At 71.0% G+C, this 24,474-nt stretch carries 20 protein-coding genes and 1 pseudogene; 13 read left to right on the top strand and 8 right to left on the bottom strand.

Translation table 11 applies throughout. The features are described from left to right. Nucleotides 1-5: 5 nt before the first annotated feature. From OG306_RS05955 to OG306_RS05945, 3 genes are all read left to right on the top strand, one after another. A complete protein-coding gene (locus OG306_RS05955) occupies nt 6-470 on the top strand; it encodes a PH domain-containing protein (protein ID WP_266745062.1) in 465 nt (154 codons plus the stop codon). Between the two features lie 186 nt (nt 471-656). Next, nucleotides 657-2,027 carry a hemolysin family protein gene (locus OG306_RS05950; RefSeq protein WP_266907188.1) on the top strand — a complete coding sequence of 457 codons (1,371 nt, stop codon included), beginning with the start codon at nt 657-659 and terminating at the stop codon, nt 2,025-2,027. Beyond that, nucleotides 2,024-3,121, top strand: a complete 1,098-nt coding sequence (locus tag OG306_RS05945) for a hemolysin family protein (protein ID WP_266907190.1) — start codon at nt 2,024-2,026, stop codon at nt 3,119-3,121. Before OG306_RS05950 ends, OG306_RS05945 begins: the two co-directional genes overlap by 4 nt. An 85-nt stretch (nt 3,122-3,206) precedes the next feature. Here the strand turns inward: OG306_RS05945 and OG306_RS05940 are convergent, their stop codons facing one another. Together OG306_RS05940 and OG306_RS05935 are read right to left on the bottom strand one after the other, a co-directional pair. Continuing rightward, entirely contained in the window at nt 3,207-5,117 is a 1,911-nt protein-coding gene (locus tag OG306_RS05940) for an AAA family ATPase (RefSeq protein ID WP_266745059.1), read from the bottom strand. Nucleotides 5,118-5,477: 360 nt separating this feature from the next. Next, nucleotides 5,478-6,107 (bottom strand): uridine kinase family protein, encoded by a 630-nt coding sequence (locus OG306_RS05935; RefSeq protein ID WP_266907192.1) that lies wholly within the window; start codon nt 6,105-6,107, stop codon nt 5,478-5,480. Between the two features lie 176 nt (nt 6,108-6,283). Between OG306_RS05935 and OG306_RS05930 the strand changes: the two genes are divergently transcribed. From OG306_RS05930 to OG306_RS05915, 4 genes and pseudogenes are all read left to right on the top strand, one after another. After that, nucleotides 6,284-7,669: a peptidase C39 family protein gene (locus OG306_RS05930; protein ID WP_266907194.1), complete on the top strand. Its 1,386-nt coding sequence runs from the start codon at nt 6,284-6,286 to the stop codon at nt 7,667-7,669. A 461-nt stretch (nt 7,670-8,130) separates the two neighbouring features. Beyond that, nucleotides 8,131-10,227: a SpoIIE family protein phosphatase gene (locus OG306_RS05925; RefSeq protein ID WP_266744978.1), complete on the top strand. Its 2,097-nt coding sequence runs from the start codon at nt 8,131-8,133 to the stop codon at nt 10,225-10,227. A 124-nt stretch (nt 10,228-10,351) separates the two neighbouring features. Beyond that, a pseudogene (locus OG306_RS05920) lies at nt 10,352-10,610 on the top strand (transposase); the annotation flags it as partial. A 28-nt stretch (nt 10,611-10,638) separates the two neighbouring features. After that, the gene (locus OG306_RS05915; RefSeq protein ID WP_266744977.1) at nt 10,639-10,962 is read left to right on the top strand and encodes a DF family (seleno)protein; all 324 of its coding nucleotides are present in this window, start codon (nt 10,639-10,641) and stop codon (nt 10,960-10,962) included. A gap of 126 nt (nt 10,963-11,088) precedes the next feature. Here the strand turns inward: OG306_RS05915 and OG306_RS05910 are convergent, their stop codons facing one another. After that, nucleotides 11,089-12,363 carry a glycoside hydrolase family 18 protein gene (locus OG306_RS05910; protein ID WP_266744976.1) on the bottom strand — a complete coding sequence of 425 codons (1,275 nt, stop codon included), beginning with the start codon at nt 12,361-12,363 and terminating at the stop codon, nt 11,089-11,091. Nucleotides 12,364-12,739: 376 nt separating this feature from the next. On the opposite strand from OG306_RS05910, the gene OG306_RS05905 reads away from it, so the two are divergent. Next, the gene (locus tag OG306_RS05905; RefSeq protein WP_266744975.1) at nt 12,740-13,912 is read left to right on the top strand and encodes an acyl-CoA dehydrogenase family protein; all 1,173 of its coding nucleotides are present in this window, start codon (nt 12,740-12,742) and stop codon (nt 13,910-13,912) included. A 467-nt stretch (nt 13,913-14,379) separates the two neighbouring features. Here the strand turns inward: OG306_RS05905 and OG306_RS05900 are convergent, their stop codons facing one another. Beyond that, a complete protein-coding gene (locus OG306_RS05900) occupies nt 14,380-14,778 on the bottom strand; it encodes a hypothetical protein (protein ID WP_266744974.1) in 399 nt (132 codons plus the stop codon). A 203-nt stretch (nt 14,779-14,981) separates the two neighbouring features. Between OG306_RS05900 and OG306_RS05895 the strand changes: the two genes are divergently transcribed. The 4 genes from OG306_RS05895 to fxsA all read left to right on the top strand — a co-directional run bounded on the left by OG306_RS05895 (nt 14,982) and on the right by fxsA (nt 19,109). Next, nucleotides 14,982-15,422 carry an Lrp/AsnC family transcriptional regulator gene (locus OG306_RS05895; protein ID WP_266363289.1) on the top strand — a complete coding sequence of 147 codons (441 nt, stop codon included), beginning with the start codon at nt 14,982-14,984 and terminating at the stop codon, nt 15,420-15,422. 47 nt (nt 15,423-15,469) lie between these two features. Beyond that, a complete protein-coding gene (locus tag OG306_RS05890) occupies nt 15,470-17,116 on the top strand; it encodes an amidohydrolase (RefSeq protein WP_266744973.1) in 1,647 nt (548 codons plus the stop codon). A 549-nt stretch (nt 17,117-17,665) separates the two neighbouring features. Further along, nucleotides 17,666-18,433, top strand: coding sequence for a polyprenol monophosphomannose synthase (locus OG306_RS05885; RefSeq protein WP_266744972.1), 768 nt, complete (start codon nt 17,666-17,668; stop codon nt 18,431-18,433). 85 nt (nt 18,434-18,518) lie between these two features. Next, entirely contained in the window at nt 18,519-19,109 is a 591-nt protein-coding gene (fxsA, locus tag OG306_RS05880; protein WP_266744971.1) for an FxsA family membrane protein, read from the top strand. A 129-nt stretch (nt 19,110-19,238) separates the two neighbouring features. Here the strand turns inward: fxsA and OG306_RS05875 are convergent, their stop codons facing one another. The 4 genes from OG306_RS05875 to OG306_RS05860 form a co-directional block, all read right to left on the bottom strand. Further along, complete coding sequence (locus OG306_RS05875) at nt 19,239-19,613, bottom strand: RNA polymerase-binding protein RbpA (protein ID WP_007262928.1); 375 nt, start codon at nt 19,611-19,613, stop codon at nt 19,239-19,241. Nucleotides 19,614-19,888: 275 nt separating this feature from the next. Then, nucleotides 19,889-21,262: an MFS transporter gene (locus OG306_RS05870; protein WP_266744970.1), complete on the bottom strand. Its 1,374-nt coding sequence runs from the start codon at nt 21,260-21,262 to the stop codon at nt 19,889-19,891. A gap of 46 nt (nt 21,263-21,308) precedes the next feature. Further along, nucleotides 21,309-22,073 (bottom strand): glycerophosphodiester phosphodiesterase, encoded by a 765-nt coding sequence (locus OG306_RS05865; protein ID WP_266744969.1) that lies wholly within the window; start codon nt 22,071-22,073, stop codon nt 21,309-21,311. Then, entirely contained in the window at nt 22,070-22,795 is a 726-nt protein-coding gene (locus tag OG306_RS05860; protein WP_266744968.1) for a YczE/YyaS/YitT family protein, read from the bottom strand. Before OG306_RS05860 ends, OG306_RS05865 begins: the two co-directional genes overlap by 4 nt. A gap of 102 nt (nt 22,796-22,897) precedes the next feature. Here OG306_RS05860 and OG306_RS05855 point away from each other — a divergent pair, with 102 nt between their 5' ends. After that, nucleotides 22,898-24,397 carry a PLP-dependent aminotransferase family protein gene (locus OG306_RS05855; protein ID WP_266744967.1) on the top strand — a complete coding sequence of 500 codons (1,500 nt, stop codon included), beginning with the start codon at nt 22,898-22,900 and terminating at the stop codon, nt 24,395-24,397. Nucleotides 24,398-24,474 lie beyond the last annotated feature (77 nt).

The raw sequence follows: 24,474 nt of genomic DNA, 5'->3' as shown, positions 1-24,474 counted from the left end.
ACACCATGTCCGCCCCCGCGCCCCGGTCCGAACTCCCCACCCTCCCGGTCACCTTCCGGCCGACCCGAACCCGGGTGGTCCTGCTGACCGTGGGGGCGGCGATGTTCGTCGTCATCACCGTCATCGCCCTGACCCTGGAGCAGCTGAGCCCGGGGGAGCGGTCCAGCTTCGTCTTCACCGCGCTGCTGTTCTTCGGCGTGCTCGCGCTGCTCAGCCGCCCGAAGATCGTCGCGAACGAGGACGGGGTGACCGTGGTCAATCTCACCCGGACGCGCCGACTGTCCTGGGCAGAGATTCTCCGCGTCAACCTGCGTGTCGGCGATCCCTGGGTCTTCCTCGACCTGAGCGACGGGACCAGCATGCCCGCCCTCGGCATCCAGCCGGGAATCGACAAGCAGCAGGCCATCCGCGACGCCCATGCGCTCCGCGCCCTGGCCGAGAACCACGGCACCGGTACGGACAACGGCTGAGCCCCCTGCCCCGTACGGCCTCTTCTTGATTACTCTGGAGGGCGGCGGCGCCCTGTGCGTGCCCCGCCCCGCACGAGAGGTCCACGAGACCGGCGGGGCTTTCCTGCGACCCAAGGAGTGACTCCTTCCAGCAATGGACGGATCGTCCGGTAGTACCTGCGCCGCCCCCTCCCCGGAGGCGGCGGCATGACCATCCCCCTGCTGCTTCTGAGCGCGGCATTCCTTCTCATCCTCGCCAACGGATTCTTCGTGGCAGCCGAGTTCGGGCTCGTCACGGTCGAGCGGCCGGACGCCGAGCGCGCCGCCGCCGAGGGCGACCGGCGGGCCCGCACCGTCGTCGAAGCCCTGCGCGAACTCTCCTTCCAGCTCTCCGGCACCCAGCTGGGCATCACCATCACCTCGCTGGTCGTCGGCATGCTCGCCGAACCGGCACTCGCCCAGCTGCTGGACGGCCCCCTCACCTTGACCGGGCTGCCCGACGGCGCCGTTCCCGGCGTCAGCGTGGTCATCGGGATGATGGTGGCCTCCGCCGTCCAGATGGTCATCGGCGAACTCGTGCCCAAGAACTGGGCGGTCTCCCGGCCGCTCCAGGTCGCTCGCTTCGTCGCCGGCCCCCAGCACCGTTTCTCCGCCGCTCTTCGACCGGTGATCAGCCTGCTGAACACCGTCGCCAACCGGCTCGTACGGCTGCTCGGCGTCGAACCCACCGACGAGCTGGCCTCCGCCCGCACCCCGGGGGAACTGGTCTCCCTGGCCCGGCACTCGGCCGAGGCCGGCACCCTCGAACAGGACACCGCGGACCTCTTCGTACGGACCCTGTCCCTCGCCGGGCTCACCGCCCAGCACGTCATGACCCCACGGCTGAAGGTCAGCGCCCTGCAGACCTCGGCGACCGCGCAGGACGTCCTCAACCTCACCCGCGCCACCGGCCTCTCCCGCTTCCCGGTCTACCGGGAGCGCATCGACGAGGTCGTCGGCATGATTTACCTCAAGGACGCCCTCGCCGTGCCCGCCCAGGAGCGGCTGCGCACCCCGGCCGGCCGGATCGCCGTACCGCCGCTGCTGGTGCCGGAGACCCTGCCCGTCGAACAGCTGCTCCAGCGGCTGCGCAACGAGCAGCCGATCGCCGTCGTGGTCGACGAGTACGGCGGCACCGCCGGAGTCGTCACCCTTGAGGACATCATCGAGGAACTCGTCGGGGAGGTCAGGGACGAGCACGACGCCGAGGGCGCCGACCGGCCCGAGCTGGCCCCCGCCGCTCCGGAGGACGGCCGTCCGGCCTGGGACGCCGAGGGCAGCTGCCGGGTCCTGACCCTGCGCCGGATAGGGCTCGACGTCCCCGACGGCCCGTACGAGACCGTGGCCGGGCTCGTCGCCGATCTGCTGGGGCGTATCCCGGCCCCCGGTGACCGGGCCGAACTGCCCGGCTGGCGGATCTCCGTACGCCAGGTGGGTCACTACCGGGCCGAGAAGGTCCGCTTCGTACGCACGGCCGAGGCGACCGACCCCCTTACCCCGGTCCCGCTGACCCAGGACGCCCTGGAGGCCGTGCGATGAGCCTGGTCCAGCTGATCTTCGCCGGACTCCTCGTGCTGGCGAACGGCTTCTTCGTCGGTGCCGAGTTCGCCCTCGTCTCCGTACGGCGCAGCCAGGTCGAACCCCTCGCGGCGGCCGGGTCGGGCCGGGCCCGCCAGGTGCTGTACGGACTGGAGAACCTGCCGCAGATGATGGCCGCCGCCCAGTTCGGTATCACCGTCTGCTCGCTGACCCTCGGCGCCGTCGCCGAACCGACCGTCGCCCAGCTGCTGGAGCCGGTCTTCCACGCGGTCCACCTGCCCGAGGGGCTCATCCATCCGCTCGGCTACTTCCTGGCGCTGGTCTTCGTGGTCTTCCTCCATCTCGTCATCGGCGAAATGGTCCCGAAGAACCTCGCGATGGCGGCGCCGGAGAAGACCGCACTCTGGCTCAGCCCCGGCCTCGTGGGCTTCGCCCGTCTGTGCCGCCCGGTCACCTCCGCATTGGGCGCCTGCGCCCGGCTGGTGCTCCGGCTCTTCGGCGTCGAGCCGAAGGATGAGGTGGAGGCCGTCTTCACCAGCGAGCAGCTCAACCGGCTCGTCGAGGACTCCGGCCAGGCCGGGCTGCTGGAGCCGGAGGCCCAGGAGCGGCTGGAGGACGCACTGGAGCTGGGCAGCAGGCCCGTCACCGATGTGCTGCTCAGCCGGGCCTCACTGGTGACGGTGGACCCCTCCGTCACCCCCCACCGGATCGAGCAGCTGACCGTACGCACCGGCTACTCACGCTTTCCCGTGTGCGCGGAGGGCGGCGGTCCGTTCATGGGCTATCTGCACGTCAAGGACGTCCTGGACCTGGACGACGGCGAACGGGCCGTCCCCCAGCACGTCTGGCGCCCGATGGCCACCGTGCGGGCCGAACTCCCCCTGGACGACGCCCTGACCGTGATGCGCCGCGCGGCGACGCATCTGGCGCAGGTCGCCGACGCGTCGGGCCGGATCCTCGGCCTGGTCGCCATGGAGGACGTCCTGGAGATGCTCGTCGGTGAGGTGCGCGATCCGGCCCACCGGGTCTCCGTACCGCGCCGGACGGCGGACACGACGACCGGCACCGGCGAACTCACCGCGTCGGTCCACTGAATCCCGGCCGCCGGACGGGCTGAATCTCCATTCCTCAGCCCGTCCGGCGATCGAGGACAACGGCTGCCCGGCCCCTGTGGCCCCCTCACAACCCCGGCGGTTCCTGTGGCCCCCGGTCCACCGGCCCCCGGCCGGACAGCACCTCGCCGTACGCCTGCATCAGATCCGGCAGCCGCAGCGTGGCCAGATCGTCCCGGCTCGGCAGAGCCGCGTAACCGGAGAGCCGCAGATCGCGGTAGGCACAGCTCTTCTCGTACAGGGTGCGCAGGAACCTCCCGTTGCCCAGCTCGTCGATCCAGCCCTGGTCGACGACATGAGCGCTGATGGAGCGCAGCTCCTCCAGGGACTCCTCGTCCCACGCGTCGCCGGTCTCCGCGGCGAGCACCTCACCGATCGAGGTGAGCTCCAGCGGCCGGTAGCTCGGGAAGTCCACCCGGGTGGTGAAGCGGGAGGAGAGCCCCGGATTGGTGGCCAGCAACCGGTCCATGCCTTCCGGATAGCCCGCGAGGATCACGACGAGATGGTTCCGGTTGTCCTCCGCGCGCTTGAGGAGGACCTGGAGCGCCTCGTCGCCGTACGCGTCGCCCTTGCTGTAGCCGGTGTTGGAGAGGCTGTACGCCTCGTCGACGAACAGCACCCCGCCGAGCGCCGAGTCGATCAGCTCATTGGCCTTGACGGCGGTCTGACCGAGGAACTCGCCCACCAGATCCGCCCGTTGGGCCTCCACGAGATGGTCGCCGCCGAGCAGACCGAGGGCGTAGAAGACCCGGCCCAGGATGCGGGCCACGGTGGTCTTGCCGGTACCGGAAGGGCCCGAGAAGACGAAATGGCGTTTCGGTGGCTGCACGGGAAGCCCCTGACCGGCCCGCAACCGCGCCATGTTCAACTGTGCGGACAACGCCTTGACCTGGCGCTTGACGGGCTCCAGACCGACCATCCGCTCCAGCTCCGCCAGCGCCTCGGCGAGCAGCACCGGATCGCTGGGCCCGGCAGGAAAGGGGGACGGCGGCTGGCCGGGCACCGCCGTCTTCCGGCGCGCGCCGTCGGGCGGTGGCGGCCCCCCGAGGCCCACGAGCCCCGGGGCCTCGCTGCCCGGCCGCAGCTCCCGGCCGTCCACCACGTCGGTGCCGAGCAGCGCGTCCCCGTCCGGCTGCGCCTCCGCCACGGCGTCCGTACCCAGGCCGGCCAGGGAGACGGCGGTCAGACCGGCGGCCTCGTCGGTGCCTTCGAGACCGTCGTAGTCCGCGATCGCGGCGAGCCGGGCCGAGGTGTCCATGAAAGCCGGGTCGATCCGGTGCACTGCCCTGTAGAGCGGCAGGGCGGCGGCGCTGCGGCCGGTGCCCTCGTGCGCGCGGGCCAGCCAGTAGCGCAGCTCCTTGCGCTGTGGCTGTTCGCTGCGGCAGCGCATCAGCGCGGTGGAGAGCAGTGGCTCGGCCTGCCCGTACATCTCCAGCCGCACCCGCGCCATCCCGCCGAACAGCCCCGCCTCGATGCCGAGCAGCGGATCGTCGATCAACTGCTCGGTGTTGCGGACGAGCTGCTCCCAGTCCTTGACGAGATAGGAGCGGCAGGCGTGCAGGAAGCGGACCTGCGGGTCCGCGTCCACCGGCGGCAGGCCGGCCAGCGCGCGGTCCAGCTCGGGGACATGGCGCCCGTCCAGCCAGTGCGAGGCGTGCGCGAGAAGCAGATCACGCGGGCTCTCCAGCACCGGCTGCACCCACCAGCCCAGCCAGTACCAGGAGTTGAGCGTGCGTCGATGGCGGGTGCGCTGCTCGCCGAAGCGTTCGCGATGGCGGTACATGTGCAGCAGAGCCGTCGTCGTGTCGACCCGCAGCGCGTGGAGGCCGAGCCAGCCGTCCGCCATGCCGGGATCGATCCGTACCGCGGCTCTGAACTCCTCTTCGGCCTGTGGGTAGGCGCCCATGGTGTAGGCGTCCACGCCGCGTAGCCAGGCGAGGTCGGCCGGGGCCTGTGCGCCCTGCGTGCCGATGTCCATCTGGTCCCCCACAAACCGTGCCCCCAGGATGTCCCGCCGCACGACCTGCCCGCCGAGGCGCGCTGAATCACTGTGCCACGGACGGGAATTGACCGCACCGAGAGGCATCGTACCTGCGCAGGGAGTGTGCGACTAAGAGCGCCGCAGGCAGAAGGAAGACCGTTACCGAGGGTAGGCGGAATGCGGTGTGTCTGCGGGGGAAAGGTCGCGCGAAGGCAGAACGAAGCCCCCGATCACGGGGGAACAACCGGGGGCTTCGTGTCCGCGGGGGCTCCGAAAAGCCGCACATTGAGAACGTAAGACCTGTACCGCCCTCGGGTCAAGCAGAGTTGGGGTACTTCCGGGACGTTTTCTCACCACTCAGCTCGGTGGCGCAATGCGCTCACGTTCCGTGACGGAATGGTTCGCTCCTGCTGCCGCGCCGGGTCCCTCCAGCCACTCGTACCCCACTGGCAACTGCCGTACCAGAGTGTTCGCGCGGGGGCGCGAGGGATCGGCCGAGAAATGCACCGCCTCGGCCGCCGTCCACTCGTCCCAGAAGGCCGAAAGGGCCGGTCCGTCCCGGCGGCGCCCCCGCTCCCAGGACTCCGTCGCACCGAGATCCATCCACAGCAGCCGCGCCAGATGGGGCCGCAGCGCCCGGCGGCCCGCACCGACCCCCTCGATCAGGACCACCGGCGCGGGTTCCAGGGCGCGCGGCGCCGCGAACGCCCGCGCGGTCCAGTCGTACGGCGCGTAATAAGCGCACTGCCCGCGCGACAGCGGTCCGATCACCTGCTCCCGCAGCCGGTCCACCCAGGCGAAGAAGGACTCATGGGTGGCCAGATCGTCCAGACGCAGTACGGGGGCGCCGTCGAGCGCGGCGGCGAGGCGGGACGCGAAGGTGCTCTTCCCCGATCCGGCGTGGCCGTCGACGGAGATCAGCCGCACCGGTCCGCAGGACGGCGCCAGGGTGTGCAGCCGCGCGGCGAGGAGCGAGAGGTCGTTCATGCGCCCCAGCCTACGAGCCCGTCCGAAGCAAGCGCAGGTCACGCCAGTGGACCAGACCAATATTGGTTTGCCGACGCGAGTCGAACCACTGGCCGAATCCGGCTACGACCCGCAATAGTTGGCGCACTGTCGTGCACCTGCAAGCACCATTCCGCTTACGTCCGGGGGTCTCGCCCATGAACAGACCGACCTCACGCAGAACCGTGCTGACCGCCGCGCTCGCGGTAGCGGCCACCGCCGGTACGGTGTCGTCCGCCGGCTCCGCGACCGCCGCCGTTCCCACCGCGGCCCAGCCCACCGTCGGCCCGCCCGCCCCCTCCTCGGCGGCCGCTTCCCTCGTGGACAACCACTCCTGGAACACGTTCACCGACTGGCGCAGCGGCTCCGGCGCCGGGACGCGCGCCGTCGCGGGCCGCCGCCCCGGTCTGGTGATCGGTCACGCCGAGGGGAGTGCCGACTACACCGATCCGCACACCGGGAGGACCGCCGCCTGGGAGTACGCGACCTGGACCTCGCAGGTCCACCGGTCCGCGGTCCCGGCGACCGAGGTGATCGCCTCGTGGAACGCCGACACCCCCGCGGGCACCTGGATCCAGATCGAGCTCCAGGGCCGCTACTCGGACGCCACCTGGACGCCCTGGTACGTGATGGGCCGGTGGGCCGCGGGCGACGGCGACATCCGCCGGACGTCCGTCGACGACCAGACCGACGGCAAGAGCTCCATCTGGACCGACACCTTCTCGGTGGACGACGCGGCGAGCGGCCTGCGGCTGGTCTCGTACCGGCTGCGGCTCACCCTCCACCGCGCCCCGGGCACCCGTCTCTCGCCCACGGTGTGGCGGCTCGGCGCGATGGCGTCCGACATACCGGACCGCTTCACCGTGTCCGCCAGCACCCCTGGCCTCGCCCGGGAACTTCCGGTGCCGCGCTACTCGCAGAACGTCCACGCGGGGCAGTACCCGGAGTACGACAACGGCGGCGAGGCCTGGTGCAGCCCCACCTCCTCGCAGATGATCATCGAGTACTGGGGACGCAGGCCCTCCGCCGAGGAGCTCGCCTGGGTCGAGCCCGGCCTGGCCGACCCGCAGGTCTGCCACGCGGCCCGGTTCACCTACGACTACCAGTACGAGGGCTGCGGCAACTGGCCGTTCAACGCCGCGTACGCCGCGACGTACGACGACATGAGCGCGGCCGTGACCCGGCTCGGCTCGCTGACGGACCTGGAGACGCTGATCCGGGCAGGTATCCCGGTCATAACGTCGCAGTCCTTCCTCAAGGAGGAGCTGACCGGCGCGGGATACGGAACCTCGGGCCATCTGATGACCGTGATCGGGTTCACCGCGGACGGCGACGTGATCGCGAACGACCCGGCCTCGCCGAACAACGAGGCCGTGCGGCGCGTCTACAAGCGCGAGGAGTGGGAGACCATCTGGCTCCGCACCAAGCGCTACGACGCGAACGGCAAGGTCAGAAGCGGTACGGGTGGTGTCTGCTACGTCTACTGGCCCGCCGCGCCGACACCGGGTCAGCGCCGGGCCCTGAAGTCGCTCGGCCTGCTGTGAACAAGGCGCGGCGCGACGGCCGCCACGACGGCGTGACGACCTGACGGCGTGTGGACGCAACGACCTGAGGGCAGCGTTCCGGGCCGTCCTGGGGGAGATGGCCGTACCGGTCCGCCGTGGCCTTGACCGAGCAACGCCCGAGCCGGGGGACACCCCCGTGAACGGACATGCCGCGCGTCGAGGTCACGGTGGACCCTGAGTGCCGCACGTCGTACGGATGGTGTTCAGGCGGTCCGAGTCGCCGGGGCGTCATCGACCGTCTCGCCTCATGTCTTGTGCGAATTCCTGGCCGGCCCCCGCCGCGCGCCGGCCCCCGCCGTGCCGCGGACGATCACTCCGGGGGATGCGGGGGCGACCGGTGCTGGGAGACGATGGAGGGGCTCCGGGGCGCACGCAGGGCACGACAGCGTGGGTCCGAGTCGGGACATCGAGCCGCCGCGGTGGGCGGAAGGGAGTCCGGGATGAGTGCCTCCGAACCATCCCGGGTGGGGCCCGGCCCGGCAGGGCCTGCTTCGTCCGCACCCGGCGGGCTGCTCGACGTGCTGGGCGTTGCCGCCGTCGTCCTGGACGAGGACGGGCGGATCGTGCTGTGGAGCCCGCAGGCCGAGGCGATCTTCGGTTACACCTCCGACGAGGCCCTGGGCCGGTTCGCGGGCCGGCTCCTGGTCCACGAAGAGCACCTGGAACAGGTCATGGACCTGTTCGCCCAGGTCATGGGGGGCAATGGCAGCTGGGCCGGGATCTTTCCCATTCGGCGCAGGGACGGCGGCACGAAGCTGGTGGAGTTCCGCAATATGCGGCTGATGGATGACCGGAAGGGCCTGTACGCCCTGGGACTGGCTTCAGAGCGGACCACCTTGCGGAGGGTCGAACGGGACCTGGCCCTGTCCGCGGGACTGGTGTCGCAGTCCCCGATCGGCTTGGTGGTCATGGACACCGAACTGCGGTTCGCCGCGGTCAACCCGGCGCTGGAACGTATGGACGGCCTGCCCGCCGACGAGCTGATCGGCCGGCGCACCCACGATGTCCTGCCGTTCCTGGACACCGAAGCCATCGATTCCTCGATGCGCCAGGTCCTGGACACCGGCGTCCCGATCCTGGACCTGGAGGTCGTCGGACGCACCGCCGCCGATCCGGATCACGAGCGTGCCTGGTCGGCTTCGTATTACCGGCTGGAGGATCCGGTCGGCAAGGTGCTGGGAGTGGCCGGGTCCATCGTGGACGTCACCGACCGGCACCGCATGGCCGCCGAGGCACACCATGCGCGCCGGCGCCTCGCCCTCCTCGCCGACGCCTCCGTACTCATCGGCACCACCCTCGATCTCCACCGGACCGCCCACGAGCTCGCCGGCATTGTCGTGCCCGACCTGGCCGACGTCGCCACGGTCGACATCCTCGATACCGCCCTGAACAGCCGCAGCACCTCACCGTCCCCGCTGCAGGGGCACGCCCGGTTCCGGGCGCTCGCCATGAAGGCGGCCTGCCCCACCGAAGCCGTCCGTGCCGCCGACCCCACCGGGGACATCGCCGACTACGGCGCCGACCGCCTGGTCACCCAGTGCGTCACCACCAGCAACCCGATCCTCGTCCCGCACGTGGACGGCGGAGATCTGCGGCGGATCGCCCGGTGTCCCGAAGCCGCCACCGCCCTGGCCCGCGCCGGGCTCCACTCCTACCTCGTGGTGCCGCTCATCGCGCGGGGCGAAGTCCTCGGTGCCCTGGACCTCAAACGCTTCCGCAACCCGCTCCCCTTCGACGACGACGACCTCATCCTGGCCAGCGAACTGGCCGTCCGGGCCGCCGTGTCGATCGACAACGCACGCTGGTACCAGCGGGAACGCGACGCCGCTCTCACCCTCCAGCGCAGCCTGTTGCCCCAGCACCCGCCGCACCGGCCGGGGCTGGAGATCGCCTACCGCTACCAGCCGGCGGAGGCCGCCCGCGAGGTCGGCGGCGACTGGTTCGACGTCATCCCTCTTCCCGGCGACAAGACCGCCCTGGTCGTCGGAGACGTCATGGGCAGTGGCATCCCCGCCGCTGCCACCATGGGGCAACTGAGCAGTGCCACCCGCGCACTTGCCGACCTCGACCTCGACCCCAGCCGGGTCCTGCATCACCTGGACCGCAGCTCAATCGGCCTCGATCAGGCCATCGCCACGTGCGTGTACGTCGTCCACGATCCGCACCGCGCGCACTGCCGCATCGCCCTCGCCGGACATCTGCCCCCCGTCCTGGTACGTCCCGGCCGGGCCCCCGAACTGCTCGACCTGCCCACCGGCGTGCCCCTCGGCGTCGGTGGGGTTCCCTTCCGCACCACGTGCATCGCCCTGGACCCCGGTGACAAGCTCGTCCTGTACACCGATGGCCTGGTCGAAACCCGCGACCAGGCCATCGACGCACGCCTGGCCACCCTCCTCGGCCTCCTCGGCCAGCCGGACCGGCCTCTGGAAGCGACCTGCGACCTGCTCCTGCACGCCCTGCGCCACCCGGACGACCACGACGACACCGCCCTCCTCATCGCCCGGGCCGAGCCCGCGCGGGGGCCGGGAGCGGCCTGAAGCAGGCGCGTCAGCGGCGGTCTCGTCGCGCGTACGCGACGGTGCGTCGGTGCCCGCCGGTGAGTGTCTCGCCGAGCAGCGCGGATTAGTTCACCCGGCTCCACTGCGCCGAACTCGTCGAAAGGCCGGCCACCAGCTCTTTTCCACCGCGGCGAACATGCCGGTCCACTTCTGCAATCCCGCGGGCCCCTGGCGGCGCGGCTCGAACGAGAACACGAACGGCCTGCTCCGGCAGTACGGCCCCTCAAGAGCACCGGCCTGTTCCGACAGACCCGCGAGCACCTGGACGCCGTCGCGGCCGAACTCAGCAGCCGCCCACGTAAGGCGCTGGGCGGGAAACCCCGGCCCAGCGCCTCTCCCGGCCAATGATCACGAAACCGTGAACCGGCACCGCCGGCGCATCATGGGCATATGGAAATCCAACTGCTCTACTTCGACGGCTGCCCGAATCTGCACACCGCCGAAGAACGGCTCACCGAAGCACTCACGCTGGTCGGACGCCCGGGCCAGAGCGTGAACCTCCGCGCCGTCGAGACGGACCAGGACGCCCAAGCCCAGCACTTCACCGGATCACCCACGATCCGAGTCGACGGCAACGACCTTTTCCCGCCCACAGCCGGCACTTACGGACTGACCTGTCGCGTCTACGCGACGCCGGACGGACTGGCCGGGTCACCCACCGTCGAGCAACTCGTCCAGGCGCTCAACTCAAACGACCAAGAGGCCGCACGGTAGGCACGGTGGCGGTACGTCGGTAGCAAGGCAGGAACGAAACGGGGCGGAGGGCCAGTTGGCCCGCCGCCCCGATCCCGCTGCCGTGACTGATCGTGACCGGCCGCGACCGGTCACGGCCGGCCGGGACTAGTTGATCGCCTTGATCAGTTCGCCGTCGGTGGTGTCACCGCTGAGCTCCCAGAAGAAGGTGCCGCCCAGTCCCTGCTGGTTCTTGTAGTTCATCTTGGTGGCGATGGTGGCCGGGGTGTCGTAGCTCCACCAGTTGGTGCCGCAGCGCGCGTACGCCGTACCGGCGACGGTGCCGGTCGCGGGGCAGCTGTTCTTCAGGACCTTGTAGTCCTCGATGCCCGCTTCGTACGTGCCGGGGGCCGCTCCCGTGGCGGCGCCGCCGGGCGCGTCCTGGGTGACGCCGGTCCAGCCGCGGCCGTAGAAGCCGATGCCGAGCAGCAGCTTCGAGGCCGGGACACCCTGCGCCTTCAGCTTGTTGATGGCCGCTTCGCTGTTGAAGCCGTCCTTCGGGATGCCTTCGTAGGAGGTCAGCGGGGAGTGCGGGGCGGTCGGGCCCTTCACGTCCCAGGCGCCGAAGAAGTCGTACGTCATCGGGTTGTACCAGTCGACGTACTTCGCCGCGCCGCCGTAGTCGACGGCGTCGAGCTTGCCGCCGTCGGAGCCGTCGGCGGAGATCGCCGAGGTGACCAGGTTGTCGGCGCCGAACGTGGAGCGCAGCGCCGCCAGCAGGTGGCCGTAGGCGTCACGTCCGCTGGTGTCGCAGGTCAGGCCGCAGGCGTTGGGGTACTCCCAGTCGATGTCGATGCCGTCGAAGACATCGGCCCAACGGGGGTCCTCCACCAGGTTGTAGCAGGACTCGGCGAACGCGGCCGGGTTCTTCGCCGCCTCACCGAAGCCACCGGACCAGGTCCAGCCGCCGAACGACCAGATGACCTTGAGGTCCGGGTGCAGCTTCTTCAGCTTGCGCAGCTGGTTGAAGTTGCCGCGCAGGTCCTGGTCCCAGGTGTCCGCCACGCCGTCGACCGACTGGTCGGCCGTGTACGCCTTGTCGTAGTCGGCGTACGAGTCGCCGATCGCGCACTTGCCGCCGGTGACGTTGCCGAAGGCGTAGTTGATGTGCGTGAGCTTGTCGGCCGAGCCCGAGGTCTCGATGTTCTCGACGTGGTAATTGCGCTGGTAGACACCCCAGTTGGTGAAGTACCCGACCACCTTGTCGCCGGCCGCTGTGGGGGCGGCCACGTCGGTTGCGAGGGCCGCGGCCCGCGTGGTGGTGGGGGCCGCGCCGGCCGACGCGGTGCCCGCGACGCCCAGCAGGGCGGCTCCGAGGGCGGCGGTACAGGCGGCTGCGGCGAGCGCCCGGAAACGGGCGCGGGAGCGATGCGGTCCAGACATCTTGTCTCCTCGTGGGGGAGGGAACTCGCGAGTGGGGGGCGTACTGCCGGCCGTTCGCAAACTTGGCATGAACGCGAAAAGGACGACTCGAAGGGAGCCGTAGATGGACTAGACCAGTTGGGTCAATGGTTCGGACCAATTCCGGTGATTGCCCCGCCCGTCCCCGAGTCGCTCCGTCACCCCGTGACGGATATCGTCCGATCGGGCATACTCAAGCCGCCGCAGCCGCTGGCCGGCAGCTCTCGTAATCCGAGAGGCGGGCAACGGCTGCGTAGTAAGTGCTCTTCCGGGCCCTGCCCGGAAGTCCCCCCGGCGGCGCCGTCCACACCCCGCGCGCGCGACCGTCGCAACGCCCGACAGGGAGGAGAGCGCCGTCATGTCCGACCGTGCCCCGCAATTGGTGGAACGCCGTCTACCCACCGAGGAGTCCAGGCAACTCATCGCACTCGTCCGCGACATCGCCCAGCGAGAGATCGCGCCACGAGCAGCCGAGGAGGAGGACGCGGGCCGGTTCCCGCGTGAAGTCTTCACGCTGCTCTCGGAGTCCGGACTGCTCGGACTGCCCTACGACTCCGCCCACGGCGGCGGCGACCAGCCGTACGAGGTCTACCTCCAGGTCCTCGAAGAACTCGCGGCCGTCCGGCTCACCGTCGGTCTCGGTGTCAGCGTCCACTCCCTCGCCTGCCACGCCCTCGCCGGATTCGGCACCAAGGAGCAGCAGGCCGAACACCTCCCGGCGATGCTCGGAGGGGGCCTGCTGGGCGCCTACTGCCTCTCCGAGCCCGCCTCGGGCTCCGATGCCGCCTCGCTGCGCACGAAGGCCGTACGGGACGGCGACGACTGGGTCATCACCGGCACCAAGGCGTGGATTACCCACGGCGGCATCGCCGACTTCTACACGGTCCTGGCCCGCACCGGTGTCGAGGGCGCCCGCGGCATCACGGCCTTCCTGGTCCCCGGCGACGCCGAGGGGCTGAACGCGGCCGCCCCCGAGAAAAAGATGGGCATGAAGGGTTCGCCCACCGCCCAGTTGAACTTCGACGGCGTACGGGTCGCCGACGCGCGCCGGATCGGCGAGGAGGGCCAGGGCTTCGCGATCGCCCTGTCCGCACTCGACTCCGGACGCCTGGGCATCGCCGCCTGCGCGATCGGCGTCGCCCAGGCCGCCCTGAGCGAGGCCGTCGCCTACGCCACCGGCCGCCGGCAGTTCGGGCGGCCCATCGCGGACTTCCAGGGCCTGCGCTTCATGCTCGCCGACATGGCCACCCAGATCGAGGCGGGCCGGGCGCTCTACCTGGAGGCGGCCCGGCTGCGTGACGAGGGCAAGCCCTTCTCGCGCCAGGCGGCCATGGCCAAGCTGTTCTGCACGGACGCGGCCATGCGGGTCACCATCGACGCCGTCCAGGTCCTCGGTGGCTACGGCTACACCCTCGACTTCCCCGTCGAGCGGCTGATGCGCGAGGCCAAGGTGCTGCAGATCGTCGAGGGGACCAACCAGATCCAGCGGATGGTCATCGCGCGCCACCTCGCAGGTCCTGAGACGCACTGATCCGCAGCGGCCGCTCCGACCACACGGGCGTCGCCATGATCCGGTTCCACTCCTGGTCGTGGCGGCCCGGCAGGGTCCGTCCGGCACTCTCCCAACGACGCAGCAGGGCCCGGTAGATGGGTGGATCGGTGGAGTGCGGCACCGGACGCGGCGTCGACCGGGGCGGCGCGGGCTGCGGCACCGGCTGCGAACCGGGCTGCGGAACCGATTCTTCGGCGGTCGGAGCGGTGAGACGGCGACGACCGGGACCGGCCGTTGAATGCAGCAGGGTCATGCCTGGCCAACGGTGCGGGGCGGGCCCTGGTCACTGCCGGGCCGATTCGAGAGCCCGTTCGCCGGGTCCCCGGCGGCGGAGCCTCCGGGGGAGCGGGCACCACGCCGACCGGGCCGTCGTGGTGCGGCGCAATTCGTGCGGGACGAGCCCGGACGGGGTCCGGGCGGCCTCGCGCGGGGCCGGAGCGGCCCTCTCAGGCGGCGTCGCGCCGCATCTGCGGCACCCGCAGCGGGCGCGAGCCCGGGCCGCCGGCGTGCGAGAACGGCTGCATTCTCCAGTCGAGCCCTTGAGGGAGCGTCAGCAGCAGGGCCGTCTCCTGCTCCTGGACGTCGAGCGAATCGTCGGCGGGCCGCGTCTGCGACGCCGCGCGGCCCGTACCGGCACAGACGGTCAGCACGAACGGGTTCCACGGAGTCGGGCACAGCGCGTGCTCCGGCAGCACGTCCTCGTCCGCCAGCAGCGCGATCGGCTGCACGCAGTCCGGGCAGATCACCCGGTACATCTCGAGCATGTCGTAGGCGTCGTGAGCGGTGTCCTCGACGGGATCGACGGGATCCGGTTCGGTACGTCCGGTGAGTTTCAGGCTCTGCATGGGAAATTCCCCCCTCGGGTGGGCCGACAAGGCGCCACGGCCTCGACCACAGCAAGCACTTCCCGTCGCGCATCCGCCGTAACCGCCAAGGGGGTGGCTACCCGTCCGTAAACCTGTGGCATTCGTCACATGCCCGCCGCAGGTGCCCTTCCGGAGCCCTTGCCGCTGTGCCCGGAGGCATCAGTGGCAATAGGTTGATCCGTATGGAGGAGCTGGACCGACAGATCGTGGAGTTGCTCGTCAAGGACGGGCGGATGAGCTACACCGACCTGGGCAAGGCCACGGGCCTGTCCACCTCGGCGGTTCATCAGCGCGTCCGCAGGCTGGAGCAGCGCGGGGTGATCCGGGGCTATGCCGCGGTCGTCGACCCCGAGGCCGTCGGCCTGCCGCTCACCGCGTTCATCTCGGTGAAACCCTTCGACCCGAGCGCACCGGACGACATCGCGGAGCGGCTCGCGGGCGTTCCGGAGCTGGAGGCGTGTCACAGCGTCGCCGGTGACGAGAACTACATCCTCAAGGCGCGGGTCGCGACCCCGCTGGAGCTGGAGCACCTGCTCACCCGGATCCGTTCGCTGGCCGGTGTCTCCACCCGGACCACCGTCGTCCTCTCCACGCCGTACGAGGCCCGGCCCCCGCAGATCTGAGAGGGGCCGCGGACCGCGCGGCTCCGGGCAGGCGCGAGACTGGTCCCATGACCGAGAGCACCGCCCCCCAGAGCGACCACCGCACCGTGCTGCTGCGCGGTGGAGACGTCCACAGCCCCGCCGACCCCTTCGCCACCGCCATGGTCGTCGAGCGCGGCCATGTCGCCTGGGTGGGCTCGGAAGGGGCCGCCGACGCCTTCGCGAGCGGCGTCGACGAAGTGATCGACCTCGAAGGTGCGCTGGTCACCCCCGCGTTCACCGACGCCCATGTCCACACCACCTCGACCGGCCTGGCCCTCACCGGCCTCGATCTCTCCGGTGCCCGGACGCTCGACGAGGCGCTCGGTCTGCTGCGCGCGTACGTGGCGGCGCACCCCGCGGACCGGGTCGTCCTCGGTCACGGCTGGGACGCCACACGCTGGCCGGAGCAGCGTCCGCCGACGCGCGACGAGCTCGATGCGGCCGCCGGTGGCCGGCCGGTCTACCTGCCCCGTATCGATGTGCACTCCGCGGTCGTCACCACCGCCCTGCTCGACCTGGTCCCGGGCGTCACCGCGCTCACCGGATACCACCCCGACACCCCGCTGACCGGCGCCGCCCACCACGCGGTGCGCTCCGCGGCCCACGGCGCCGTCTCGGCGCGACAGCGCGCCGACGCGCAGCGCGCCGCCCTGCGTCACGCCGCGTCGCTCGGCATCGGCACTGTCCATGAGTGCGGCGGCCCCGACATCTCCGACGAGGAGGACTTCGTCGCGCTGCTGAAGCTCGCCGCGGCGCAGAGCGGGCCGCGGGTCTTCGGCTACTGGGCCGAGCAGGTCGCCGACGAGAAGGACGCCCACCGCATCCGGGAACTCGGCGCGATCGGCGCGGCCGGGGACCTGTTCGTCGACGGCTCCCTCGGCTCGCACACGGCCTGCCTGCACGAGCCGTACGCCGATGGCCCGGCCGGGCACACGGGCGCCGCGCACCTGGACGCGGCGCAGATCGCCGCCCATGTCACCGCCTGCACCGAGGCCGGCCTGCAGGCCGGCTTCCACGCCATCGGCGACGCGGCGGTCTCCGCCGTGGTGGAGGGCGTCCGGGCCGCCTCAGAGACGCTCGGCCTGGCCCGGGTCCGAGCCGCCCGGCACCGTATCGAGCACGCCGAGATGCTCACCCCGGAGACCGTCGCCGGCTTCGCGGAGCTGGGGCTGACCGCCTCCGTGCAGCCCGCCTTCGACGCGGCCTGGGGTGGAGAGGAGGGCATGTACGCGCGGCGGCTCGGCGCCGAGCGGGCCAGGACCCTGAACCCCTACGCGGCGCTCCTGCGGGCCGGTGTGCCCCTGGCCTTCGGCTCGGACAGCCCGGTGACCCCGCTGGACCCCTGGGGGACCGTACGGGCTGCCGCCTTCCACCGCACGCCCGAACACCGGATCTCCGTGCGAGCCGGTTTCACCGCCCACACCAGGGGCGGCTGGCGAGCCGTCGGCCGCGACGACGCGGGGACCCTGGTGCCCGGTGCTCCGGCCGACTACGCGGTCTGGCGCACCGATGACCTGGTGGTTCAGGCGCCGGACGACCGGGTCGCCCGCTGGTCGACCGACCCGAGGTCGGGAACGCCCGGCCTGCCGGACCTCACCCCGGGCGCGGCGCTTCCGGTCTGCCTGGGCACTGTGGTCTTCGGACAAACTGTCTACGCGCATCCGAACGGGTGACGTCCAGACATTTCGTACCGCCGATCGAAGCGTCCCCCGGTCCGCCGCGACCTGCGGATCTTCGCTACTGACCAGGCAAGTTCCGGGAACATTGCAGGTCAGGCAGCTATTGACAGAACGCGCCCACCGGCCGGTAGGTTCGGCCGAGTCCACCACAGGACGTCCGACCGGTTAAACCTCCACGCAGTCGTCGAACGCCGCTGGGTCATGGAGTGGTGTGCCGCACCGGCGCACCACTCCTGACAGCCAGGTTCAGCGCCCGCGCCTCGGGGGCGAGGGAAGGTTTCAGCCGGACGGTAGGTGCGACCCGGGTGGGGCCCGGACGTTCAGTAGACAACGGCTCTAGGTCGACCCGCAGCCGGCGGGTCCCAGGTCGGCCCGAAGGGCGCCGGGCCCCCATTCGCAGTTCCCGCACATTCCCTCAGGGAGTCTGTCCGTACTTCCCTCCTTCTGTCCGTGGCGGTGCCCGTTCCCGCCCGACCGCGTCGGCATCCGGCCCCCGTCCGCTGGATATGGTGTGCATCTGCGTACGGACTTAAGGGGCAGTAAGTGAACGACGGCGGTCAGCGGCGGTACGGCCCGCTCGGCAGAACCTTGGTGATCATTCCGACCTACAACGAGGCCGAGAACATCAAGCCGATCGTCAGCCGGGTGCGCGCCGCTGTGCCGGAAGCCGACATTCTGGTCGCCGACGACAACAGCCCCGACGGAACCGGCAAGGTCGCCGACGAGCTCGCCTCCGCCGACGAGCAGGTGCAGGTGTTGCACCGCAAGGGCAAGGAAGGACTGGGCGCCGCCTACCTCGCGGGCTTCCGCTGGGGCATCGAGCACGGCTACGGCGTACTCGTGGAGATGGACGCCGACGGCTCCCACCAGCCCGAGGAACTGCCCCGGCTGCTCACCGCGCTCAAGGGAGCCGACCTGGTGCTCGGCTCCCGCTGGGTGCCGGGCGGGCGCGTGGTCAACTGGCCCAAGACCCGGGAAATGATCTCCCGCGGCGGCAGCACGTACTCCCGCGTCCTCCTCGGGCTGCGGACCAGGGACGTCACGGGCGGCTACCGGGCCTTCCGCGCCGAGACCCTCGAGGGCATCGGCCTCGACCAGGTCGCCTCGCAGGGCTACTGCTTCCAGGTCGACCTGGCCCGCCGTGCCGTCGACGCCGGATATCACGTCGTCGAGGTCCCGATCACCTTCGTGGACCGCGAGATCGGCGACTCGAAGATGAGCCGCGACATCCTGGTCGAGGCGCTCTGGCGGGTCACCTCCTGGGGCGTCACTGCCCGTACGAACCGGGTCCTCGGCCGCAAGGCGATCTGACCCGCCGTGTGCGGCGGGCTCCCGCGCGTCGCCCATGATCACCCCCTTACGCCGCTTGGACGCCCGTACGGGCACACTGGGGACCATGACGACCGGCACACCGCCCCCGACCGCCCCCAGGCGCTCACGCGCCCGTACCCTCGTTCCGCTCGCCGTCGCCGCCTGGGCGGTGCTGGAGATCTGGCTGCTCACCGTCGTGGCGAACGCGGCGGGCGGGTTCACCGTGCTGCTGCTCCTGGTGGCGGGAATCGTGTTCGGCGCCGCCGTGATGAAGCGGGCCGGCCGCCGGGCTTTCCGCAACCTCACCGAGACGCTCCAGCGGATGCCGGGGCAGCCCGGGACGGCCGCCGCGCCGCAGGCCGCATCCCCGGGCACCGAGGGCAACGGCTTCCTGATGCTCGGCGGGCTGCTGCTGATGATCCCGGGGGTGATCTCGGACGTGGCGGGGCTTCTGCTGCTCGTGCCGCCGGTCCGTTCGATGCTCGGCCGGTACACGGAGCGGTCGCTGGAGCGCCGGATGCGCGCCGCGGGCCCCGGCAGCCTCTCCGACGCCTTCCAGCAGGCCCGTATTCACCGGCCGGACGGAAAGATCGTGCAGGGCGAGGTCATCCGTGAGGACGGCGCACAGCCGGGCTCCCGCGCCGACGAGGGCCCCCGGCCGCCGCTGACCCCCTGACACCGGATCCGGTACCGGGTCCGCGACCACCGCGCCCGGTACCGGGCCACGACGCGACAGAGCCGCGGGCTGTGACACACACTCGGTGTGTCACAGCCCGCGGCTCCGTCGTACGGCGGTGTCAGGCGGTCAGGCAGACTTCCTGCTGTCCCGCGGATGCACGGCGATGTTCATGGCTCCGGAGCGCAGAACCGCCAGCCTCTCGGCCAGCACCTCCTCCAGCTCCTCGCGTGTGCGCCGTTCCATGAGCATGTCCCAGTGCGTACGCGCAGGCTTGCCCTTCTTCTCCTCGGGGCCATCCCCGTCCACCAGGAGTGCCATGGCGCCGCACGCCTTGCACTCCCACTCCGGCGGAATTTCCGCCTCTACCGAGAACGGCATCTCAAATCGATGTCCGTTCTGGCATGCGTACTCCACCGCCTGGCGCGGGGCCAGATCGATGCCGCGGTCCGTCTCGTAGCTGGTAACCACGAGTCGCGTGCCGCGGAGAGCTCGCTCACTCATGAATCGTGCCTCCCGGGCTTGTCGCCCACAGGACAGGTGTCGCTGTCGTCGTCATCCGGTCAACGTCCGGTCGGCGGTAAAGATTCCCGTTGCCGGTCATGCGTCGCCCGTCGTGCCGCTGCTTATTTCAGGTTTCCCAGGGTCCAAGTACCCGCCAATGCCCGGTTTGTCACATCTGGCAGAAGTTGTCACCCAAGGGTTTGGCTTCTTCCACTCGCAGTAACGGTCCTCCGGGCAGGCCAAAGGCGTACACTACCGGCCTTTCACTTCAACGTCTAAATCCGTTCGGGTACGGGATTGCCCGCGGCCGCCACGGCCCGCCGGATCGGCACCCTCGCGAGCAGTACGGAACCGGCCGCGAAGAAGATCACCAACGAGATGATCGCATCCCGGTAGCTCCCGGTCAGCTGATACGCGAGCCCGAACACCAGTGGCCCCAGCCAGCTCAGTCCGCGGTCGCTCATCTCGTACGCGGAGAAGTACTCGGCCTCCTTGCCGCTCGGCACCAGATGGGAGAACAGCGAGCGGGAAAGCGCCTGGCTGCCGCCGAGCACCAGGCCGATCGCCGAGGCCAGCACATAGAAGAAGACCGGCGCGTCGGCGGGCAGGAAATATCCGGCGACGAGAATCAGCGTCCAGACGACGAGCGAGCCGAGAATCGTGCGCTTCGCGCCGTACACCCGCGCCAGCCGGCCCATCCCCAGCGCTCCGGCCACCGCGAGCACCTGCACCAGCAGCACGGCCGTGATCAGCGTCGTCTGGTCCAGGCCCAGTTCCTCGGAGCCGTACACCGACGCCTGGGAGATCACCGTCTGCACGCCGTCGTTGTAGACGAGGTACGCCAGCAGGAAGGAGAGCGTCAGCGGATGTCGGCGCATGTCGCGCAGGGTGTTCATCAGCTGCCGCCACCCCGAACCGACCGCCCCTTCGCCGCCCGGCGTCACCCGTCGGTCGCGCAGCCGGCGCAGTGGTACGAGCGTGAAGGCGCCCCACCAGACGCCGGCCGACGCGAGACAGATCCGCACCGCGTCGGACTCGGAGAGACCGAAGGAGTCGTGGCCCGTGTACAGCACCAGGTTCAGGACGAGGACGAACGCGCCCGAGGTGTATCCGAACGCCCAGCCGCGCGAGGAGACCGCGTCCCGCTCCTCCGGTTCGGCGATCTGCGGCAGATAGGCGTTGTAAAGCACCATCGACACCGAGATCGAGGCGTTCGCCACGATCAGCAGGAACGCGCCCAGCAGATAACGGTGACCGTCCAGGAAGAACATGCCGGTGGTGGCGGCGGCCCCCACGTAGGCGGCGGCCGCGAGCAGCGGTTTCTTCCGTCCCGTACGGTCCGCCGCGGCGCCCACGACCGGCATCACGAGCACCGCGACCACCACCGACACGGAGACCGCGTAGGCGAAGAGCGACCCGGCGCGCACCGGTATGCCCAGCGGGTGCACGAAACCGTCGGCGTCGGCGGCCGCCTTGGCGACCGAAGTCAGATAGGGGCCGAGGAACACCGTCAGGACACTGGTCGAGTAGACGGAGCAGGCGAAATCGTAGAAATACCAGCCGCGCTGTTCCCGTCTGCGGCTCGCGGCGTCTGCGGAACCCGTCGCGAGCTCCGTCGGCTCGGCCGTATCCGCGGTCTCGGCGCTCAAAGCGCTCCCCCTCGTCTCTCCCCGTGGAGACCTCGCACGACCGGCGTCAGGCCCAGGCCCCGCGCTCGCTCAGCACCGTACGCAGCGTCTCGATGTGATCGGTCATGATGCCATCCACGCCGAGGTCGAGGAGCGCTGCCATCCGCTCAGGTTCGTTCACCGTCCAGACGTGCACCTGGAGTCCGCGTGCGTGCGCCTCGCGCACGAAGCGGCGGTCGACCACCCGGATGCCGTTCTGACTCTCCGGCACCTGCGCGCACACGGCGCCGGCCCGCAGTGCCGCCGGAACGCCGAACGAGCGCAGCCGCAGGCCCAGCACGCCGCGGACGCCGTAGGAGGTGGCGAGCCGGGGCCCCGCGAGACGATGGGCCCGGGCGACCCTGGCCTCCGAGAACGAGCCGACGCAGACCCGGTCCCAGGCATGCGTCCGGCGGATCAGGTCGACCAGCGGGACCAGGGCCGGCCCGGCCTTGATGTCGACGTTCCAGCGGGCTTCCGGGAAGGTCTCCAGCAGCTCCTCGAACAGCGGCAGCGGCTCCCGGCCCGCCACCCTGGCCCGCCGCACCTCGCTCCACGGCAGCTCGGCTATCCGGCCCCGGGCGTCCGTCACCCGGTCCAGCGTGGCGTCATGGAAGGCCACCAGGCGGCCGTCCGCCGTGGTGTGCACATCGGTCTCGAAGTAGCGGTATCCGGCGTCGGCGGCCCGGCGGAACGCGGCCGTCGTGTTCTCGATCCCGTCGGCGGCGCCGCCTCGGTGGGCGAAGGGGATCGTCGAGGGATGGTCCAGATAGGGGTGGCGTACGGAGGTCACTTCGGCAGTATCGCCTGCTCCGGTGTCGGGGTGGTGACGGTGGTGTCGCCATTGTCCCGCGCGGGTGCGAGGGCCGCCTCGTCGTCGGCTCCGGCGGCGGTCTCCCCGGCCGTCCGGCCGTCGACCGCGAAGAAGTGCAGGAAGAACTGGGCGAGCGGGCCGATGGCCAGGGCATAGAGGACCGTGCCCGCGCCGAGTGTGCCGCCGAGTGCGAAGCCGGTCGCCACCACCGCCACCTCGATCAGGGTGCGGACCCGCCGGATGGAGCGGCCGGTACGCAGATGCAGACCGGTCATGAGTCCGTCGCGCGGTCCCGGGCCGAACCGCGCCGCGATGTACAGCCCCGTCGCGACACCGTTGACCACGACCCCCGCCACCATCACTGCGATCTCCGCGGCGAGACCGTGCACGTCGGGCACGAGCGCCAGCGTGCCGTCCATGGCGATTCCGACGGCGAAGACATTGGAGACGGTGCCGAGCCCCGGACGCTGCCTGATCGGTATCCACAGCAGCAGGACGGCGGCGCCGACGATGATCGAGACGACTCCGATGGACAGCCCGGTGCGCTCCGCGAGCCCCTGATGCAGCACTCCCCAGGGTTCGAGACCGAGCCCGGCACGGACCAGGAGCGCCGAACTCGCTCCGTACAGCGCGAGACCGACGTACAGCTGAATCAGCCTTCGGGGGAGGCGCGCCCCGCGAGGGACGGGAGTGATGGACAAGAGGTGCCCCCTGGAGTGGTGGTGGTGGACTGCCGCATGTCACTCTGTGGCAGGGGATTGGTCGCCAACTATGGCCAATCCGAGGAAGGTGGACTGATTTCGATGGCGCAGTGGACTTCGGCAGTCGGTGCGGCACAGCTCGCCCGGCAGCTCCAGGCCCAACAGCCCCGGCCCGCCGGACCGGGCACCCGCAGGCCGCCCGCCTATCGTGCGCTGGCCGACGGGGTCCGTCTACTCGTCCTGGAAGGCCGGGTGCCGGTGGCCGCCCGGCTCCCCGCGGAGCGTGAACTGGCGCTCGCCCTGTCCGTCAGCCGCACCACCGTCGCCGCCGCGTACGAGGCGCTGCGCACCGAGGGGTTCCTGGAGTCCCGCCGCGGCGCCGGCAGCTGGACGGCCGTACCCGCGGGCAACCCGCTGCCCGCACGCGGCCTGGAACCCCTTCCGCCGGAATCGCTCGGTTCGATGATCGACCTGGGCTGCGCCTCGCTGCCCGCCCCCGAACCGTGGCTGACCCGGGCGGTCCAGGGCGCCCTCGAGGAACTGGCACCGTACGCCCACACCCACGGCGACTACCCGGCCGGACTGCCCGCGCTGCGGCAGATGATCGCCGACCGCTACACCGAGCGTGGCATCCCGACCATGCCCGAACAGATCATGGTCACCACCGGCGCGATGGGCGCGATCGACGCGATCTGCCACCTCTTCGCGGGCCGCGGCGAACGGATCGCGGTGGAGTCCCCGAGCTACGCCAACATCCTCCAGTTGATGCGGGAGGCGGGTGCCCGGCTGGTGCCGGTGGCCATGGAGGAGGGGCTCGCCGGCTGGGACATCAACCGGTGGCGGCAGGTGCTGCGGGACGCGGCGCCGCGGCTCGCCTACGTCGTCGCCGACTTCCACAACCCCACCGGCGCGCTGGCCGACGAGGACCGGCGGCGCGACCTGGTGGACGCCGCCCGCTCCGCCGGCACGGTCCTCGTCGTCGACGAGACCATGAACGAGCTGTACCTCGACGACGACGTACGGATGCCGCGCCGGGTCTGTGCCTTCGATCCGGCGGGCTCCACCGTGCTCACCGTCGGATCGGCGAGCAAGGCATTCTGGGCCGGTATGCGCATCGGCTGGGTGCGTGCCGCCCCGGACGTGATCCGCAGCCTGGTGGCCGCCCGCGCCTACGCCGACATGGGCACGCCCGTTCTGGAGCAGCTCGCCGTCAACTGGCTGATGCGCACTGGCGGCTGGGAGCAGGCCGTGCAGGTCCGCCGTGAACAGGCGCGGGAGAACCGGGACTCGCTGGTCGCCGCGCTCCGCCGGGAGCTGCCGGACTGGGAGTTCTCGGTTCCGCGCGGGGGGCTGACGCTCTGGGTGCGGACAGGCGGCCTCTCGGGCTCCCGGCTCGCGGTGGTGGGGGAGCGGGTCGGTGTACGCGTTCCCTCCGGTCCCCGGTTCGGTGTCGACGGCGCCTTCGAGGGGTACGTACGGCTGCCGTTCACGGTCGGGGGGCCGGTCGCGGACGAGGCGGCGGTGCGGCTCGCGGCGGCGGCGCGGCTGGTGGGTTCGGGGGCGGGTGCGGGGGTGGAGGCGCCCCGTACCTTCGTCGCCTGACCGCCTGACCGCCTGACCGCCTGACCGCCTGACCGCCTGACCGCACGACGGCACGGGACCGGCGGGCCGGGCGGTTC

It is taken from the genome of Streptomyces sp. NBC_01241 (assembly GCF_041435435.1).
In the GTDB taxonomy this organism is placed as follows: domain Bacteria; phylum Actinomycetota; class Actinomycetes; order Streptomycetales; family Streptomycetaceae; genus Streptomyces.
The sequence above is the reverse complement of the archived record's forward strand: the minus strand, read 5'-3'. Positions and strand labels throughout refer to the sequence as shown.

What these genes read in the sequence shown, in the direction of transcription:
- OG306_RS05930 (WP_266907194.1), top strand. Translation starts at nt 6,284, where the DNA reads ATGAACAGACCGACCTCACGCAGAACCGTGCTGACCGCCGCGCTCGCG.
- OG306_RS05910 (WP_266744976.1), bottom strand. Translation starts at nt 12,363, where the DNA reads ATGTCTGGACCGCATCGCTCCCGCGCCCGTTTCCGGGCGCTCGCCGCA.
- OG306_RS05940 (WP_266745059.1), bottom strand. Translation starts at nt 5,117, where the DNA reads ATGGACATCGGCACGCAGGGCGCACAGGCCCCGGCCGACCTCGCCTGG.
- fxsA (WP_266744971.1), top strand. Translation starts at nt 18,519, where the DNA reads ATGACGACCGGCACACCGCCCCCGACCGCCCCCAGGCGCTCACGCGCC.
- OG306_RS05950 (WP_266907188.1), top strand. Translation starts at nt 657, where the DNA reads ATGACCATCCCCCTGCTGCTTCTGAGCGCGGCATTCCTTCTCATCCTC.
- OG306_RS05875 (WP_007262928.1), bottom strand. Translation starts at nt 19,613, where the DNA reads ATGAGTGAGCGAGCTCTCCGCGGCACGCGACTCGTGGTTACCAGCTAC.
- OG306_RS05945 (WP_266907190.1), top strand. Translation starts at nt 2,024, where the DNA reads ATGAGCCTGGTCCAGCTGATCTTCGCCGGACTCCTCGTGCTGGCGAAC.
- OG306_RS05955 (WP_266745062.1), top strand. Translation starts at nt 6, where the DNA reads ATGTCCGCCCCCGCGCCCCGGTCCGAACTCCCCACCCTCCCGGTCACC.
- OG306_RS05890 (WP_266744973.1), top strand. Translation starts at nt 15,470, where the DNA reads ATGACCGAGAGCACCGCCCCCCAGAGCGACCACCGCACCGTGCTGCTG.
- OG306_RS05925 (WP_266744978.1), top strand. Translation starts at nt 8,131, where the DNA reads ATGAGTGCCTCCGAACCATCCCGGGTGGGGCCCGGCCCGGCAGGGCCT.
- OG306_RS05935 (WP_266907192.1), bottom strand. Translation starts at nt 6,107, where the DNA reads ATGAACGACCTCTCGCTCCTCGCCGCGCGGCTGCACACCCTGGCGCCG.
- OG306_RS05855 (WP_266744967.1), top strand. Translation starts at nt 22,898, where the DNA reads ATGGCGCAGTGGACTTCGGCAGTCGGTGCGGCACAGCTCGCCCGGCAG.
- OG306_RS05900 (WP_266744974.1), bottom strand. Translation starts at nt 14,778, where the DNA reads ATGCAGAGCCTGAAACTCACCGGACGTACCGAACCGGATCCCGTCGAT.
- OG306_RS05905 (WP_266744975.1), top strand. Translation starts at nt 12,740, where the DNA reads ATGTCCGACCGTGCCCCGCAATTGGTGGAACGCCGTCTACCCACCGAG.
- OG306_RS05915 (WP_266744977.1), top strand. Translation starts at nt 10,639, where the DNA reads ATGGAAATCCAACTGCTCTACTTCGACGGCTGCCCGAATCTGCACACC.
- OG306_RS05895 (WP_266363289.1), top strand. Translation starts at nt 14,982, where the DNA reads ATGGAGGAGCTGGACCGACAGATCGTGGAGTTGCTCGTCAAGGACGGG.